This window comes from Arthrobacter sp. EM1, assembly GCF_029964055.1.
In the GTDB taxonomy this organism is placed as follows: domain Bacteria; phylum Actinomycetota; class Actinomycetes; order Actinomycetales; family Micrococcaceae; genus Arthrobacter.
This window is the reverse complement of sequence record NZ_CP124836.1, coordinates 2,363,930-2,378,427: the sequence shown is the minus strand read 5'-3', so window position 1 is coordinate 2,378,427 and position 14,498 is coordinate 2,363,930. Positions and strand designations below refer to the sequence as shown.

The window sequence follows — 14,498 nt, the reverse complement described above, 5'->3', positions numbered from 1 at the left end:
GAACATGCGAACCAAGGAGTGAACGTGAAAAAGATCCGCAACCAGATGACACTGTTGCTTTGCACCATCAGCATGCTGCCCGTACCGGCAAGACATTCCACGGCGCAGGATGCCGGAGAGCATCCTGAACGGCGCAGCGATCCGAGCGAACGGGGCGACGTGCCCGGCTGGGTGATGATTACCCTGATGTCCGCCATCCTCGTCGCCGCCCTCCTCGCCCTCGCCGGCCCGGCCTTGGAGGCACTGTTCAACCAGGCCATGGACAAGGTAGGGCAGTAACGCGTGCCCCTGCCCCGAGGCGGCTGGGGCAGGACTGACGAACGTGGCTCGGCAGTGGTGGACTTTGTGCTTGTGGGTGGACTGCTGACGCTGTTCTTCCTCGCCATCATCCAGCTCACCCTTGTCATCCACGTCCGGAATACCCTGGTCGACGCCGCGGCCTCGGGCGCCAGATACGGCACCCTCGCGGACCGCGGTTCCGCGGATGCCCGGGACAGGACAGTCCAGCTGATCGGAGTCGCCCTCAACCAGGATTTTGCCACCGACGTCACTACCAGCGAGGCCACGTACCAGGGTATCCGGACCCTGGAAGTCACTGTGCGCGCGCCCTTGCCCGTGATCGGGCTGATCGGTCCCCGCGCAGCCCTGGAGGTGAAAGGGCATGCTGCCATTCAGCCCTGAGCGTCCACCGCACTGGCTCTCACCGCACTGGCATTCAGCGCACTGGCAGCCACCGCGCTGCCAGTTTCGGCACAGGCTGTCGGCGGTTGAGTGCCGCGCAGTCAACGCCGGCCTCCCGCAGAACGCAGAACAGGGAAGCGCTGTCGTCGAATTTACGTTCCTGTCGCTGTTGCTGATGGTGCCGCTGGTTTACTTCATCATCACCATGGGAGCGCTCCAAAGCGGCTCATTTGCGGTCGTCGGTGCCGCGGACCAGGCCGCCAAGGTTTTCGTTGCGCAGCCCGACGGCGCTGCCGCCCGGGCAGCCGCAGAGCAGGCCGTGCTGCTGGCGCTCGCAGACCACGGGCACCCCGCGGCGGATGCCCGGGTCGAGACCACATGCGCCCCGGCCGACTGCATGGCCGCGGGCACGGCCGTGACGGTCACCGTCCACCTCACCGTACCGCTGCCTTTTGTTCCCTTCGGCGACGTGCTGAACCTGAACGCCGGTCAGCTCAGCGCCTCCGCCACGCAGCTGGTGGGCCGCTCCCGATGAGCGGCTCCGGGGCACCGCAACTAGTCTCCCGCCCGCGCCGCGACGACGGTCAATTGATGGTGCTGATCATCGGGTACGTGCTGCTCGCCCTGCTTCTTTCGACAGTTGTCATCGCCGCCTCCAGTGTCTATATCGAGCACAAAAAGCTCCTGTCGATGGCCGACGGCGCCTCGGTAGCCGCCGCAGACAGCTTTACACTCGGACAGCTCGAAGCGGCCCGCGGCAACCCCACCGCTGTGCTGACCGGCGCCCGCGTGCGGGCAACCGCCATCGAGTTCCTGGACCGCAGCAATGCCTTCACCCGGTTCGCCGGCCTCACCGTTGGCCCGGGGACGGGGAGCCCGGACGGGGCCACCGCCGTCGTGGTGCTCAGCGCCGCCGTCCACCCGCCCGTGGTCAACTTCCTGATCCCCGACGGCATCAGGATCGAAGCGAGTTCGACGGCGCGCTCCCGGCTTTCACGTTAGAGCCCCGGCGCTGCCAGGCAGCCCAGTCCGGGCCGCCTGCGGGGATAGCGTAGGGTTAAAAAACCATGGCAAACATTGATTTTCCCGCAGAAATCCGCGCCCTCCGAGCCACCTACGCCTCGATCGAGAACGTTTCGAATGTTGAGGGGCTGAAGGAGGACATCGCCGAACTCAGCGAACGGGCCGGCGAACCCAATCTGTGGGACGACCCCGCGGCCGCGCAGGTGATTACCTCGCGGCTCTCGCACCGGCAGTCCGAACTGGCACGCCTTGACTCGCTGGCCTCCCGGATAGACGATCTTGAGGTCCTGGTGGAGCTGGGCCAGGACGAGGATGACGCCGCCTCCATGGGTGAAGCGGCGACGGAACTCGAGTCCGTGCGCAAGGCACTGACGGAACTCGAAGTGGTTACCCTGCTTTCCGGCGAGTTCGACATCCGCGAAGCCGTCGTCACGATCCGAGCCGGCGCCGGGGGAGTGGACGCGGCAGACTTCGCCGAAATGCTGCTGCGGATGTACCTCCGCTGGGCTGAACGCCACGGCTACCCGACCACCATCATGGACACCTCCTACGCCGAAGAAGCAGGGCTCAAGTCCGCCACCTTCGAGGTCAAGGCCCCTTACGCGTACGGCACGCTCAGCGTCGAAGCCGGCACCCACCGCCTGGTGCGGATCAGTCCCTTCGACAACCAGGGCCGCCGGCAGACCTCCTTCGCCGCCGTCGAAGTCATCCCGCTGATCGAGCAGACGGACTCCATCGACATCCCGGACAATGAGATCCGCGTCGATGTCTTCCGTTCCTCCGGCCCCGGCGGCCAGTCGGTCAACACCACGGACTCCGCAGTGCGCCTCACCCACATCCCCACCGGCACCGTGGTGTCGATGCAGAACGAGAAGTCGCAGCTGCAAAACCGTGCGGCCGCGCTGCGAGTGCTGCAGTCCAGGCTCCTGTTGCTGAAGAAGCAGCAGGAGGACGCGGAGAAGAAGGCATTCGCCGGCGATGTAAAAGCCTCCTGGGGCGACCAGATGCGCTCGTACGTCCTGAACCCGTACCAGATGGTCAAGGATCTCCGCACCGAGCACGAAGTCGGCAACACCTCGGCCGTGTTCGACGGCGAGATCGACGATTTTATTGATGCCGGCATCCGCTGGCGGACCGACAACCGCAACGCCGACAAATAGCCGCACACACGCCCTACTTCCGCGGCACACCCGTCCTGGCCGCCTAATCCTGCGACACGCCCCGGCACTCGGGCCGATCCGCCGGGGCCCGTGCGTATAGTCGAGAAGCCGGAGCTCTACTTCCCCCACTAGAAAGCCCGCGCGCCGGCAGCAGAACCGGGATGTACCTGTCCATGTCCTGCAGGGTATTTAGGGCCATGATCCGTTTCGAAAATGTCACCAAGGTCTACGACCAGAAGGCGCGCCCCGCCCTGGATTCCATCAACCTTGAGATCGACCGTGGCGAATTCGCCTTCCTCGTCGGGGCCTCCGGTTCCGGAAAATCGACGTTCCTGCGCCTTGTCCTTAAAGAGGACCGTGCCTCCTCCGGTGCCGTCTACGTGGCCGGCCAGAACGTTGCCAACATTTCCAGCTGGCGGGTGCCCAGGCTCCGCCGCGGCATCGGCGTCGTCTTCCAGGACTTCCGCCTGTTGCCCCAAAAGACTGTCTTCGCCAACGTCGCCTTCGCGATGCAGGTCATTGGCAAGGGCCGCAGCGTCATCCGGGACACCGTTCCCGAGGTCCTCAAGACCGTCGGGCTCGAAGGCAAGGAAAACCGCCTTCCACACGAACTTTCCGGCGGTGAGCAGCAGCGCGTGGCGATCGCCCGCGCCGTCGTCAACCGCCCCGGCATCCTGCTCGCCGATGAGCCGACCGGCAACCTGGACCCCACCACCTCGATGGGCATCATGGGGGTGCTGGACAAGATCAACCAGAACGGCACCACAGTGGTGATGGCAACGCACGATGACGACATCGTCAACGAGATGCGCAAACGCGTCGTCGAGCTCAAGAACGGCGTTGTGATCCGCGATGAGGCCAAGGCGCTCTACACCTCCATGATCCCGGTCGTGGGACAGTCGCGCCGCCTGCGCGACGCCAGCGGGCGGGACCCGCAAGGGGAGGGCCAGCTGTGAGGCTCCAATTCGTCCTCGCCGAAATCGGCAGCGGCCTGCGCCGCAACCTCTCCATGGTGGTCTCCGTCATCCTGGTGACTTTCGTGTCCCTGACTTTCGTCGGCGCCGCTGGCATGCTGCAGCTGCAGATCAACCAAATGAAGGGCTACTGGTACGACAAGGTCCAGGTCGCCATCTTCCTGTGCAGCGACGGTTCGACGGCGGCCAGTTGCGCCAGCGGGCCCGCCACCCCCGAACAGCAGGCCAACCTGGGCAAGCTGCTGGAATCGCCGGCCGTTGCCCAGTACGTCAACGACTTCCAGTTTGAGTCCAAGGACGATGCGTACAGGCACTTCAAGGAACAGTTTTCCAATTCCCCGATCGTTGACTCGGTGACGCCGGACCAGCTCCCGGCCTCCTTCCGGATCAATATGAAGGACCCGGAAAAGTACCAGATCATCAGCGAGACCTTCTCATCGCAGGCCGGTGTGGAAACCGTGATCGACCAGCGCCAGCTCCTCGAACGGCTCTTCTCGGTCATGAACGCTGCCTCCCTCGTGGCCGTCAGCGTCGCCGGCGTGATGATCATCTGCGCCATCTTGCTGATCGCCACCACGATCCGGCTCTCCGCCTTCAGCAGGCGACGGGAAACCGGGATCATGCGCTTGGTCGGGGCATCGAAAATAGTGATCCAGCTGCCGTTTATCCTGGAGGGCGTGATAGCCGCAGTGATTGGCGCGGCGCTGGCCTCGGGAACACTGTGGGCCGTGGCGCACTTCTTCCTGGGCGGATACCTCTCCAAGCAGTATCCGGACACCGCGTTTATCTCCGCGGGCCAAACCCTGGTGCTCGCACCGGCCCTCATTGGCCTTGGCGTGCTGCTGGCAGGCGTATCATCGCTCCTAACCCTTCGTCGATACCTGAAGGTTTAGCGTGCGCAACGAAAAAGGGATCCCCATGACACCGATGCACCGAACCGGCCCGCAGCCGGTTCCCCTCCGGCGAGCCGTGGCCGGCCGCCGCAGCCGCATCGTCAGTGCCGCGCTAGCCCTGGTTCTGGTGGCGGCCATGGGAGCTTCGGCCCCGGTGGCCGTCGCCGACTCCCTCGAAGACCAGCAGGCAGCCCTCCGGGAGGAAGCGGCGAAGGTTCAGCACTCGCTGGAGTTTGTTGACTCCAAGATCGCCCAGGCGGCCTCGGACCTCGTCCTTTACCAAGGCCAGCTCCCCGGTGCCCAACAGGCCCTGCTCGACGCCCAGGGCCGCGTGGCAGCTGCGGTCAAGGAAGCCGAGGCCCTCGCAGCCCGGGTGGACCTTGCGCAGCAAAACAAAGCCAAGATCACCCAGCAGTTGGAGACGGACAAGCAGAAGATCACCGACACGAAGAAACTGATCGGGCAGATCGCCACCCAGGCGTACAAGTCCGGCGGTGTGCCGTCCAACCTTTCGCTGTTTTTCGGCCCGAACAACGGCGGCAGCCTTACGGACACCATTGACCTGGCCGACCAGGCGATGCGCAGCCAAAACGCCGCCATGGACAAGCTGACCCAACAGAACGCCACGAACATCAACTCCCAGGCCAGGCTCGAAGCGGTGGAAGCCGAAATCAAGGACCTTAAAGCCAAAGCTGATGCCGCGCTGGCCCGCGAACAGGCAGCCCGCGGCGAGGCAGAGGCCAAAAAGGCCCAGGTGGACCAGCTCATCGCCGACACCACCCGGATCGACGCCGAACTTCAGGCCGCCAAACCCGGAATCCAGACCCAACTCGCCCAGGTCAAGTCCCAGCAGGACGCCGTTGCCGCGGACATCGCCGAACGCGACCGCAAACTGCGCGAGGCCTATGAAGCCGAACAGCGCCGGATCGCCGAGGCGGCCGCGGAGGCTGCCGCCGCGGCCGCCCGCGCCCAGGGGCAGGCCCAGGCGAAGCCGGCACCGTACGTTCCTGCCCCCCAGGGATCCCCGTCGGCCTTCGGCCTGCAGCATCCCCTCAATGGCGTCCCGATCACCTCCGGCTTCGGCTGGCGCTCGACACCCCCCGGGACCATCGACTTCTACGGCCAGGGCGGCTATATGCACACCGGAATCGACTTCGGCGCCGCCTGCGGCACACCGGTCTTTGCCGCGGCGGCGGGAACGGTATTTTCCGCCGGCTGGGCCAATGACGGCGGTGGCAACAACGTGAAGATCTCCCATGGTGTGATCCAAGGCAACTCGCTGACCACCATCTATTACCACAACACCTCAGTTGTCGTCTCGCCGGGCCAGCAGGTCAGCCGGGGCCAGCTGATTGCTTACTCGGGAACCACCGGCAACTCCACCGGCTGCCACTCGCACTTCGAGACCTGGCTTAACGGCCGAGCCGTGGATCCGATGAACCTGCTCTGATCCGCCCGGAGCGGAAGCCCTGCCGGTGCGCTGCTGCTCTGCCGTAAACTGGCATAAGCCTGCGCCGTTTCGGCGTACGGCACACCCGTCGATTCAAGGAGTTCTACCGTGCCGAAAGAAAGTGGCCGTAAGGTAGTGGCCACCAACCGCAAGGCCCGGCACGACTACCACATCCTCGATACCTATGAGGCGGGAATCGCACTGATGGGGACGGAAGTGAAGTCCCTTCGGGAGGGCCACGCCTCCATGGTCGACGGCTTTTGCACCTTCTACAACGACGAGCTGTGGATGGAGAGCATCCACATCCCCGAATACCACCAGGGGAGTTGGACCAACCACGCCGCACGCCGCCGTCGGAAGCTGCTGCTGCACCGGGACGAACTCACCAAGATCTCGCACAAGATCCGCGAATCCGGTTTCACGATCGTCCCACTCCAGCTGTACTTCGTGGATGGGCGGGCCAAGGTGGAGATCGGCGTAGCCCGCGGTAAGAAGGAATACGACAAGCGTCATACCCTGCGCGAGCAGCAGGACAAGCGTGAGGCCCTGCGGGTGATGCGCGAACGGAACCGGCGGTAGCCGTGGCCGTCCCCGGCCTGGTGGAATGAATCTGCGATGCCGTGCGTTATGCTTGATAGCCAGGCAGCCAATGGTGCGGTACCGGTTCAGCAGCACGGAAACGGTTCGGCAACATAGCAGCTTGGTTTGATAAAAAAATACGGGGATGATCGGTTTCGACGATGTTAGTCGCGACAGGTGAAGCGGGCCGAGGATGCAGAATTATCTCGTAAACGCTGTCTGCAAACCAATAAGTGCCAATTCAAAACGCACTGACTTCGCTCTCGCTGCCTAAGCAGTAAGACAGTCCGTCAGCCCGAGGTTGCTATTGCCCCGGATCCTGGCGTCATTTAGATAGCCACTGCTGTTTACCCCCGTCATCGGGGTGAACGGGACTCTTTGATGACTGGGCCCGGATCAGCCAGCTGTTTGTAGCGTGGCTGGGGCCGAGAAAATCCAACGCAAACTGCGCCCGGAGAAGCCCTGACAACACGACATCGGACGGGGGTTCAATTCCCCCCATCTCCACCATCGGAGCACCGGAAACGTTGCTCCACCCCGTAAAGTCCCACACAAAAGGCCGGAAGCTGACGCTTCCGGCCTTTTGCTTTGCCTGCACGGCCCGGCTGGCGGGTTGCGCTCAGTGCTTCTTGATGTGCGATACCGGGTCCGCGTGCGTCTCCGCGACGTTTTTGGACTTCTTCTCGGCCCGTTTTTCCTTGATGGTCTTCACCGGCTTTTTGGCCATGCTCCGGTGCGGTGATTTGTCAGGCATGCGGGTGCTCCCTCACAGCGGGGCCGGAATGGCCCCATAAGATAAAGCTACGCCTCCGGCACCGCGACGTCGACGATTCCAACGAACCGGCTGCCCACACCCTCATACTCGCTGCGGACCAAGCCGGCAGCGGCTGCGGGACGCTCAAACGAGGCGTGGTGTTCGCAGCACACGTAGGTGAAGTCCGGCCACCATTTCTTCGGCCGGGCCGCTTCGGAGAAGCCGCAGACAGCACAGGAAAGCTGGACCCAGACGGGGCGTTTACCGGTCCGGTTGGCCTTGGACTGGACCAGCCACTGCGGCGGGTTGTCAAGGAGTTCGCCGAGTTCGGTTTCGCTCAGCCGGGACGGGATGCCGTGACGGTGAGCCATTTCCAGCGGAATGTCGAGGACTTGGGCTGCTTCACGTCGGGTAACCATGCTTCAACGATACGGGATCGGATGCTCCGTCATCGCAGTCGGGAGGCCGGCGTTAGGCTCGTCACAGGGCAGTGAGGGAGAGCCCGAGCGCTGCTGCGGCGAGGCCGAGAATTAGGTTGGCGGCGACGTTGAGGGTGGCGGCGCGGTAGCGGCTTTCGCTCGCAAGCCGGACAGTGGCGGTGGTCCAGGAGCTGAATGTCGTGAGGCCGCCGGCGAGTCCCGTCGCGAGGCCGGACTGCCACTCAGGCCCCAGTCCCCAGTGTGCCGTGCCGCCGATGGCCGCGCCGATGATAAAGGAACCCGTCACGTTGACGGCGAGGGTGGTCCAGGGCCAGTGGGAATGACGGGCCGGGAAGGAGTTAGCAAACCAGGAGTCGACGGCGAAGCGCAGCAGGGCGCCGGCAACACCGAAGGCCCCGACGAGCAGTGCCGTGATCATAATGCCCGGCCGGTCAGATCAGCCATTGCCTTTCCGGTCTTCCACCCCGCGGCCGCCGCACCGAGCCCCAGGACGAGTGAGAGTCCCAGATAAACCAGCGAGCTGGTTTGTAAACCGGCCCTGAACTGCTGGTCCAGGGCGAACACCACCGCCGAAAACGTAGTGAAGGACCCCAGCAACCCGGGTCCGAGTCCGGCACGCAGCCAGAACGCCGTCTTCGGCCGCGCGATCCAGACGGTGGTGAGGGCCGCGAGCACAAAACTGCCGAGGACGTTGATCGCCAAGGTGGTCCAAGGGATTGTCCCGGCGGATTCCGGGAACACCAGGCCGGCCCCGTAGCGCAGCTCCGTTCCGATCAGGCCGCCGACGGCGACGGCCGTCCATGCATGCCAGCCCGGCGACCGGTCATGCGCCGCACCCGCCGTCCGGGGGAGCGACTTCGCCGTGTGTTTCATACCCCGGCTCCGGTCAACTCGGCCCGCACTCAGGACCGCCCGAGGCTGCAGCCGGGATGGGCAACGTCACTGTGGACCCAGAGGGCGGAGGCGACTTCCTCGGCCAGATCCACTTCCTGCCCGGCCGCGCCCGAGCCGATGCGAACTACCAGGGCGCCGCCGAAAGGCTTGCGCCCCAGCACCTCGACGTCGTCGTCAAGGTCGATTTCTTCCGCGGAAAGGTAGCGCAGGAGCTCGGGGTTTTCGTCACTGATCCGGGTAATCCGGCCGGTGTGCCCATCGTCGAGCTCGCTCATCCGGTGCGCCACCGGGATCAGGACGGAGCCGTCGGCGGCAGGAATCGGATCCCCATGCGGATCACGCCGCGGGTTCCCGAGCTTGGCTGCCATCCGCTCAATGAAGGTGTCCGAGACGGCGTGTTCGAGCAGCTCGGCCTCGTTGTGAACCTCGTCCCAGCGGTAGCCGAGTTCCCGGACCAGGAATGTTTCGATGAGCCGGTGCCGTCTGACCATGGACAACGCCAGCCGGACACCGTCGGCGGTGAGGGTGATCGCGCTGTACGGCTGGTGGTCCACGAGTCCCTGGTCCTTGAGCTTGCGGACCATTTCGGAGACCGAGGAGTTGGCGACGCCGAGGCGTTGTGCCAGCTGGGTGGAGGTGATCGGCCTGTCCTGCCACTCCGTAAAGGAATAGATGACCTTGACATAGTCCTCGATCGAGGAAGAGGGCAGGCTGGTCTTCACAGCATCCAGCCTACCGTTAGCCCGCGCTGGCGAAGGTCAGCCACAGCAGTGCGAGGTTAAGCGCGACCACCAGGATGACGCTGACGACAGCTGCGATCCGAAGCGCCATTCCATCGGCGAACCGGCCCATCAGCGACTTGTTACTGGTCAGGACAACCAGCGGGATCAGCACAAAAGGGATTCCGAAGCTCAGGACAACCTGGCTCAGGACCAGTCCCCAGGTAGGATCGAAACCCACGCTCAGCAGCACCACCGCCGGTACCAGGGTGATGATGCGCCGCAGCATCAGGGGGACCCGGATCTTGAGCAGCCCCTCCATAATTGAGCCGCCGGCGTAGCAGCCAACGGACGTGGAAGCCAGTCCGGAGGCGAGCAGCCCGACGGCGAAGATGACGCCGATGACGGGTCCGAGGCTGCTGGTGATGGCGGCATGGGCTCCTTCGATGGTGTCTGTTCCGTCCGCACCGCCGAGGGTCGATGCGGCCAGCAGCAGCATCCCGATGTTCACAAGACCGGCGAAGGCCAGGGCGACGACCACGTCCCAGCGGGTCGCCTTGACCAGCCGGGCGAGGGCCGGGGCGGGAACATGGACGTGCGGGTCCGGACGATGCCGGTCCCTGGACAGTGCAGAGTGGACGTAGATGGCGTGCGGCATCACCGTGGCGCCGAGCATGCTCGCGGCCAGCAGCACAGTCTCGGGCCCCCGGAAGCCCGGGATCAGCCCGGCTGCCACACCGGCAGGATCAGGCGGGCTAACAAAAAGGCCGGCCAGGAACCCGATGGTGATAATGCCGAGCAGGAAGATAATGATGAACTCAAATGGCCGCTGCTTGTTCCGGGCCTGCACGGCGAGGAGTCCCATGGAGACGGCGCCGACGATTACGGCGCCAAGGGGCAAAGGCAGTCCAAAGAGCAGGAAGAGCGCGATTGCCCCGCCCACCACCTCGGCAAGGTCAGTGGCAGCAGCCACGATCTCGGCCTGCACCCAAAACGCCCGGCGCCAGAACGGCTTCAGCCGCTCACCAAGAATCTCCGGCAGGCTTTTGCCGGTGACAAGCCCGAGTTTGGCGGACTGGTATTGCACCAGCACGGCCATAATGTTGGCGGCCACCAGGACCCAAACGAGCAAGTAGCCGTATTGCGCTCCGGCCGTGAGGTTGGCCGCCACGTTGCCGGGGTCCACGTAGGCGATCGCGGCAACAAATGCCGGCCCCAGCAGGCCGATCATGGCCCGGCGGCCGGCCGGCTTCGGCCGGGCGGCCGTCGCCGGTCCCGCGCCGTCGTGTCCTGTTACGTCCAGCACTGGGCTCCCCTGCTAGGTGCGTCGCCGTCGACGCGGGCGGCAACGGCGGGTGGATGCCTGCGCCGAAGTTTGCGAACGCCTACAAATAATTATTAGGCATACCGAAACCATAAGCCACGGTGGCTGTCCGCGGCAACGTCGACGGCTCCAAAAGGACCTTTCCGGCCGGTGTCAGGACCGCACGGCCCGCCAGCTCTGTGTCAGGTAGGGGAGCGGGATCACTTCATCGCCCTGATGGCCCAGGTGCTCGTGCAGATACCAGTCGAGGTTGCCCAGCACCTTGGTGCGGGTGGCCTGGCCGGCCGCCAGGTAGTAGCTGCGGGACTTCGCCAGCGCCAGGATGTCTGCGCCGCGCACCGGATCTTCCCACCGGGTGAGATGGCTCTCCAGTCCCGTAAATTCAGGTCCCAGCGGCGGTGTGAAGTGCGGTTTGTGCACGTCGCCGGCATGCATAATGCGCGAGAGCCGGTGCACCCAGGGAACAGACGTGTCCAGCTGGTTCCAGATCAGCCCCAGGACACCGTGCGGGCGGAGGATCCTGGCGACTTCCGTGCTGGCCAGAAGCGGATCGCACCAATGCCAGGCCTGGGCGACTGTCACCACGTCGAAAGCACCGTCGGGCAGCCCCGTCCGCTCCGCGGTACCCTCGACGGCGGTGACCCCGGGAAGCGCCCGGCGCAGCTGTTCCAGCATGTCCGCGGATGGGTCCACTGCCACCGTGCGCAGGCCGCGCCCGACCAGCAGCGCCGTGAATTTCCCGGTTCCGGCGCCGAGGTCCGCGGCATCCGCTGCGCCGCCGGGGATCAGCCAGCCAGCCGATTCCTCGGGATACCCGGGCCGGACGCGGTCGTAGTGTTCCCCGCCGTCCTGAAAGCTGTGCCCCAGCTCCTGGCGCCGCCCCTGGGGCAGCTTGGGTCCGCCGCGTGCCACGTTTGATCTCCTTCGGCAGGTCCGGGTACGTACCTTGTGAATTTACCGCACCGGGCAGGGGCCGCGTTTGCAGGGGCCGTGTCTGCCGGCGCCGCCGGAGCCAGCGCCGCCGCACCGGCGGCCGTTAGTCCAGCGTGCAGGGCGCCGCCCCGGCCGTGCCGGGGGTATTGGGGGCCCAGTGCGGGTAGCTGCGGGTGTCGTTGGACGGTACCCAGCGGCCTGCGTCCACCACGTAGTCCCAGCCGAGGCCGTTCCCGAGCAGCTCCCGGACTCCGGTGAGCAGCCGCTGGGCGTCATCAAGCCTGGAGCCCAAACCGAAGCTTGCCCGCAGCGACCCCGAGGGCAGGCCAAGCCGCCGGAGCAGCGGATGCGCGCAAAACCTGCCGTCGCGCAGCCCCATACCGTGCTCGGCGGACAGGTAGGCTGCCACCAGGCCCGCGTCGTAGCCTTCCACCGAGAAGTTGACGACGCCGATGGTGCCGGCGCCGGGAGGGGTCTGTGACCCGGTGCCCGCCCCCGGCCCTGCAGCCGCGTCGAAGGTACCGCTGTCGGAGAAGATCTGGTGGACCGTCACACCGTCGATCCGGGCGAGGCCTTCCACCAGGAAGGACCGGATGGCGTTCTCGTGCGCGTGCCACTGGTCCGCGTCCAGCCCGGCGATGATTTGCGCGGCCCGGGCCAGGGTGGCGGCGCCGAGCACGTTCGGGGATCCGCCCTCATGCCGGGCGGGTCCCGTGGTCCAGCTGACAGCATCGATCCGGGCGTCCTGGACGGCCCCGCCGCCCGCGAGGTGCGGGATGCCGGCGTCGAGCCAGTCGGGACGCCCGATCAGGACGCCGGCACCGAAGGGTGCGTAGAGCTTGTGCCCCGAGAAGGCGATGTAGTCGAGGTCGTCCGTGGAGACGTTGATCCGCCGGTGCGGGGCCAACTGGGCGGCGTCGACGACGATCCGGGCGCCGTAGTCGTGCGCCAGCGCTGCCAGGTCGCGGATTGGCAGGATCTCGCCGGTGACGTTGGAGGCCCCGGTCACGGCAAGCAGGCTGACGCCGCCGTGGGCGAGTTCCTGGCGGAGCAGCTCCAGGGTGGCCGCGAGGGTGGGGGCGGCAATGACGCTGCGGTGGGGTACCCGCTGCCAGGGCAGGAGGTTGGCATGGTGTTCAATGTCGAGGTAGAGCACCTCGCCGGTATGCTCGCCGTCGACGACCGGCAGGCAGCCGGCCAGCAGGTTCAGCGAATCGGTGGTGTTCCTGGTGAAGATCACCGCATCGTCCGGCCGGCCGCCAACGAAGTCGCGGACAATCCCGCGGGCGTTCTCGTAGACCGAGGTGCTGATCTGGGAGGCATAGCCGGCGCCGCGGTGGACGCTGGCGTAGAACGGCAGGATCTCGTTGAGGTAGGCCGAGACCACGGACAGCGCCGGAGCCGAGGCACCGTAGTCCAGGTTGGCGTAGCGGACATGTCCGCCCTGGATGAGAGGCGCCTGGATCTCGGCGCCGGTCACCGCGGCCAGCGGCCGGCGGGCAACGGCGAACCGCGGATCGGGATGTGCCGGACCGGTCTTGGCCTGAACCTCGGCGCCGGCAGGAATGGTGGCAGTCGTCATGGGGCCTCGCTCGAAAAGGACCCCACGCACCGGGGATCCGCGCTTGCCGGGTCCGTTCCGGACCGGCCAGGTCGTCACCCGGGGCACCCCGCCGCGAATGGAGGGTTGCCGGCCAGCAAACCGGGGTTTAGCGCTGGCACTCGTGACCTGGTTCGAGCCTAGGCCATGCCGGCTTCCGTGGAAAAGGCAGGGCAGGATTGTGAAGTCCTTTGTGACGGTCCGGTACCGAAGCTGCCGAACGGCGCCGGACGCGCTTACAGCAGGTCGTCCAGCCCGGGGTTCAGACGCTTGAGGACTTCGGAGTGCAGAATGGAGTTGGTCGCGAGGGCGTTGCCGCCGAAGGGACCGTCTTCTCCTTCGAGGGAGGTAAAGCGGCCGCCGGCCTCGGTGACGATCGGAACCAGCGCGGCCATGTCGTAGAGGTTGAGTTCGGGTTCGCAGGCGATATCAACGGCACCTTCCGCCACCAGGCAGTAGGACCAGAAGTCGCCGTAGGCGCGGGTCCGCCACACCTCTTCGGTGAGCCCCAGGAACTCGTCAAGGTTGCCGCGCTGCTTCCAACCTCCCAGGCTGGAATATGACAGCGAGGCATCCGGCAGGCTCGCGACGTTGGAGACCTTCAGCCGGGTTGCGGCCGCCAGTGAACGGCCCATGTACGCACCGGCGCCTTTTGCCGCCCACCAGCGCTTTCCCAGCGCCGGGGCACTGACAACGCCGACTACCGGCTCGCCCTCATCGACGAGGGCGATCAGCGTCGCCCAGACCGGGACGCCGCGGACGAAGTTTTTGGTCCCGTCAATCGGGTCGATGATCCAGCGGCGGGAGCCGTGGCCGGAACTGCCGAACTCCTCCCCGAGCACGGCGTCGCGGGGCCGGGACCGCGACAGCTGGCCACGGATGGCCTCCTCGGCGGATTTATCGGCGTCAGTGACCGGCGTCAGGTCCGGCTTCGTCTCGATCCGAAGGTCGAGCGCCTTGAAGCGGCTCATGGTCTGGGCATCTACGGAATCTGCCAGGACATGGGCAAGGCGCAGGTCGTCGTTGTAGCTCGAAGCGGGTTGACTCATGCTTCCAAACTACCGTCAAAGCGGG

The 14,498-nt window shown here is 65.7% G+C and carries 18 protein-coding genes, 1 other RNA gene and 1 riboswitch; of the genes, 10 read left to right on the top strand and 9 right to left on the bottom strand.

What is annotated here, in order from left to right:
* Positions 1-24 precede the first annotated feature (24 nt).
* The 10 genes from QI450_RS10990 to ssrA all read left to right on the top strand — a co-directional run bounded on the left by QI450_RS10990 (position 25) and on the right by ssrA (position 7,270).
* Positions 25-279: a hypothetical protein gene (locus QI450_RS10990; protein ID WP_226774394.1), complete on the top strand. Its 255-nt coding sequence runs from the start codon at positions 25-27 to the stop codon at positions 277-279.
* 3 nt (positions 280-282) lie between these two features.
* Positions 283-681, top strand: a complete 399-nt coding sequence (locus QI450_RS10985) for a TadE/TadG family type IV pilus assembly protein (protein ID WP_226774395.1) — start codon at positions 283-285, stop codon at positions 679-681.
* Entirely contained in the window at positions 662-1,216 is a 555-nt protein-coding gene (locus QI450_RS10980; RefSeq protein WP_226774396.1) for a hypothetical protein, read from the top strand. The genes QI450_RS10985 and QI450_RS10980 overlap by 20 nt, the downstream gene beginning before the upstream one ends.
* Positions 1,213-1,683 carry a pilus assembly protein TadG-related protein gene (locus tag QI450_RS10975; RefSeq protein ID WP_226774397.1) on the top strand — a complete coding sequence of 157 codons (471 nt, stop codon included), beginning with the start codon at positions 1,213-1,215 and terminating at the stop codon, positions 1,681-1,683. The genes QI450_RS10980 and QI450_RS10975 overlap by 4 nt, the downstream gene beginning before the upstream one ends.
* Positions 1,684-1,748: 65 nt before the next feature.
* Positions 1,749-2,864, top strand: a complete 1,116-nt coding sequence (gene prfB / locus QI450_RS10970) for a peptide chain release factor 2 (protein WP_226774398.1) — start codon at positions 1,749-1,751, stop codon at positions 2,862-2,864.
* A 197-nt stretch (positions 2,865-3,061) separates the two neighbouring features.
* Positions 3,062-3,820: a cell division ATP-binding protein FtsE gene (gene ftsE / locus QI450_RS10965; RefSeq protein ID WP_226774399.1), complete on the top strand. Its 759-nt coding sequence runs from the start codon at positions 3,062-3,064 to the stop codon at positions 3,818-3,820.
* The gene (gene ftsX / locus QI450_RS10960; RefSeq protein WP_226774400.1) at positions 3,817-4,731 is read left to right on the top strand and encodes a permease-like cell division protein FtsX; all 915 of its coding nucleotides are present in this window, start codon (positions 3,817-3,819) and stop codon (positions 4,729-4,731) included. The genes ftsE and ftsX overlap by 4 nt, the downstream gene beginning before the upstream one ends.
* A 25-nt stretch (positions 4,732-4,756) precedes the next feature.
* A complete protein-coding gene (locus QI450_RS10955; RefSeq protein ID WP_226774401.1) occupies positions 4,757-6,181 on the top strand; it encodes a M23 family metallopeptidase in 1,425 nt (474 codons plus the stop codon).
* Between the two features lie 108 nt (positions 6,182-6,289).
* Positions 6,290-6,760 carry an SsrA-binding protein SmpB gene (gene smpB / locus QI450_RS10950; RefSeq protein WP_226774402.1) on the top strand — a complete coding sequence of 157 codons (471 nt, stop codon included), beginning with the start codon at positions 6,290-6,292 and terminating at the stop codon, positions 6,758-6,760.
* Between the two features lie 141 nt (positions 6,761-6,901).
* Positions 6,902-7,270: a transfer-messenger RNA gene (gene ssrA, locus QI450_RS10945) on the top strand.
* Positions 7,271-7,379: 109 nt separating this feature from the next.
* On the opposite strand, the gene QI450_RS10940 is transcribed toward ssrA, so the two are convergent.
* From QI450_RS10940 to hisN, 9 genes are all read right to left on the bottom strand, one after another.
* Positions 7,380-7,514, bottom strand: a complete 135-nt coding sequence (locus QI450_RS10940; protein ID WP_256446742.1) for a hypothetical protein — start codon at positions 7,512-7,514, stop codon at positions 7,380-7,382.
* A 47-nt stretch (positions 7,515-7,561) separates the two neighbouring features.
* Positions 7,562-7,933, bottom strand: coding sequence for a hypothetical protein (locus QI450_RS10935; RefSeq protein WP_226774403.1), 372 nt, complete (start codon positions 7,931-7,933; stop codon positions 7,562-7,564).
* Positions 7,934-7,994: 61 nt separating this feature from the next.
* Complete coding sequence (locus tag QI450_RS10930; RefSeq protein WP_226774404.1) at positions 7,995-8,372, bottom strand: CrcB family protein; 378 nt, start codon at positions 8,370-8,372, stop codon at positions 7,995-7,997.
* The gene (locus QI450_RS10925) at positions 8,369-8,827 is read right to left on the bottom strand and encodes a CrcB family protein (protein ID WP_226774405.1); all 459 of its coding nucleotides are present in this window, start codon (positions 8,825-8,827) and stop codon (positions 8,369-8,371) included. The genes QI450_RS10930 and QI450_RS10925 overlap by 4 nt, the downstream gene beginning before the upstream one ends.
* 29 nt (positions 8,828-8,856) lie before the next feature.
* Positions 8,857-9,570: a metal-dependent transcriptional regulator gene (locus QI450_RS10920; RefSeq protein WP_226774406.1), complete on the bottom strand. Its 714-nt coding sequence runs from the start codon at positions 9,568-9,570 to the stop codon at positions 8,857-8,859.
* A gap of 16 nt (positions 9,571-9,586) precedes the next feature.
* On the bottom strand, positions 9,587-10,873 hold the full coding sequence (locus QI450_RS10915; RefSeq protein ID WP_282360455.1) for an Nramp family divalent metal transporter: 1,287 nt from the start codon (positions 10,871-10,873) through the stop codon (positions 9,587-9,589).
* A 171-nt stretch (positions 10,874-11,044) separates the two neighbouring features.
* Positions 11,045-11,803, bottom strand: coding sequence for a class I SAM-dependent methyltransferase (locus tag QI450_RS10910; RefSeq protein ID WP_226774407.1), 759 nt, complete (start codon positions 11,801-11,803; stop codon positions 11,045-11,047).
* Between the two features lie 124 nt (positions 11,804-11,927).
* Positions 11,928-13,406, bottom strand: coding sequence for an aminotransferase class V-fold PLP-dependent enzyme (locus tag QI450_RS10905; RefSeq protein WP_226774408.1), 1,479 nt, complete (start codon positions 13,404-13,406; stop codon positions 11,928-11,930).
* 34 nt (positions 13,407-13,440) lie between these two features.
* A riboswitch (SAM riboswitch) is annotated at positions 13,441-13,554 on the bottom strand.
* Between the two features lie 106 nt (positions 13,555-13,660).
* The gene (hisN, locus tag QI450_RS10900) at positions 13,661-14,473 is read right to left on the bottom strand and encodes a histidinol-phosphatase (protein WP_226774409.1); all 813 of its coding nucleotides are present in this window, start codon (positions 14,471-14,473) and stop codon (positions 13,661-13,663) included.
* Positions 14,474-14,498: the final 25 nt, after the last annotated feature.

Excerpts from the sequence above, each read along its gene's own strand:
- QI450_RS10905 (WP_226774408.1), bottom strand. The coding sequence starts at position 13,406 with ATGACGACTGCCACCATTCCTGCCGGCGCCGAGGTTCAGGCCAAGACC.
- QI450_RS10955 (WP_226774401.1), top strand. The coding sequence starts at position 4,757 with ATGACACCGATGCACCGAACCGGCCCGCAGCCGGTTCCCCTCCGGCGA.
- QI450_RS10940 (WP_256446742.1), bottom strand. The coding sequence starts at position 7,514 with ATGCCTGACAAATCACCGCACCGGAGCATGGCCAAAAAGCCGGTGAAG.
- hisN (WP_226774409.1), bottom strand. The coding sequence starts at position 14,473 with ATGAGTCAACCCGCTTCGAGCTACAACGACGACCTGCGCCTTGCCCAT.
- QI450_RS10935 (WP_226774403.1), bottom strand. The coding sequence starts at position 7,933 with ATGGTTACCCGACGTGAAGCAGCCCAAGTCCTCGACATTCCGCTGGAA.
- ftsE (WP_226774399.1), top strand. The coding sequence starts at position 3,062 with ATGATCCGTTTCGAAAATGTCACCAAGGTCTACGACCAGAAGGCGCGC.
- prfB (WP_226774398.1), top strand. The coding sequence starts at position 1,749 with ATGGCAAACATTGATTTTCCCGCAGAAATCCGCGCCCTCCGAGCCACC.
- QI450_RS10930 (WP_226774404.1), bottom strand. The coding sequence starts at position 8,372 with ATGATCACGGCACTGCTCGTCGGGGCCTTCGGTGTTGCCGGCGCCCTG.
- QI450_RS10975 (WP_226774397.1), top strand. The coding sequence starts at position 1,213 with ATGAGCGGCTCCGGGGCACCGCAACTAGTCTCCCGCCCGCGCCGCGAC.
- QI450_RS10925 (WP_226774405.1), bottom strand. The coding sequence starts at position 8,827 with ATGAAACACACGGCGAAGTCGCTCCCCCGGACGGCGGGTGCGGCGCAT.
- QI450_RS10980 (WP_226774396.1), top strand. The coding sequence starts at position 662 with ATGCTGCCATTCAGCCCTGAGCGTCCACCGCACTGGCTCTCACCGCAC.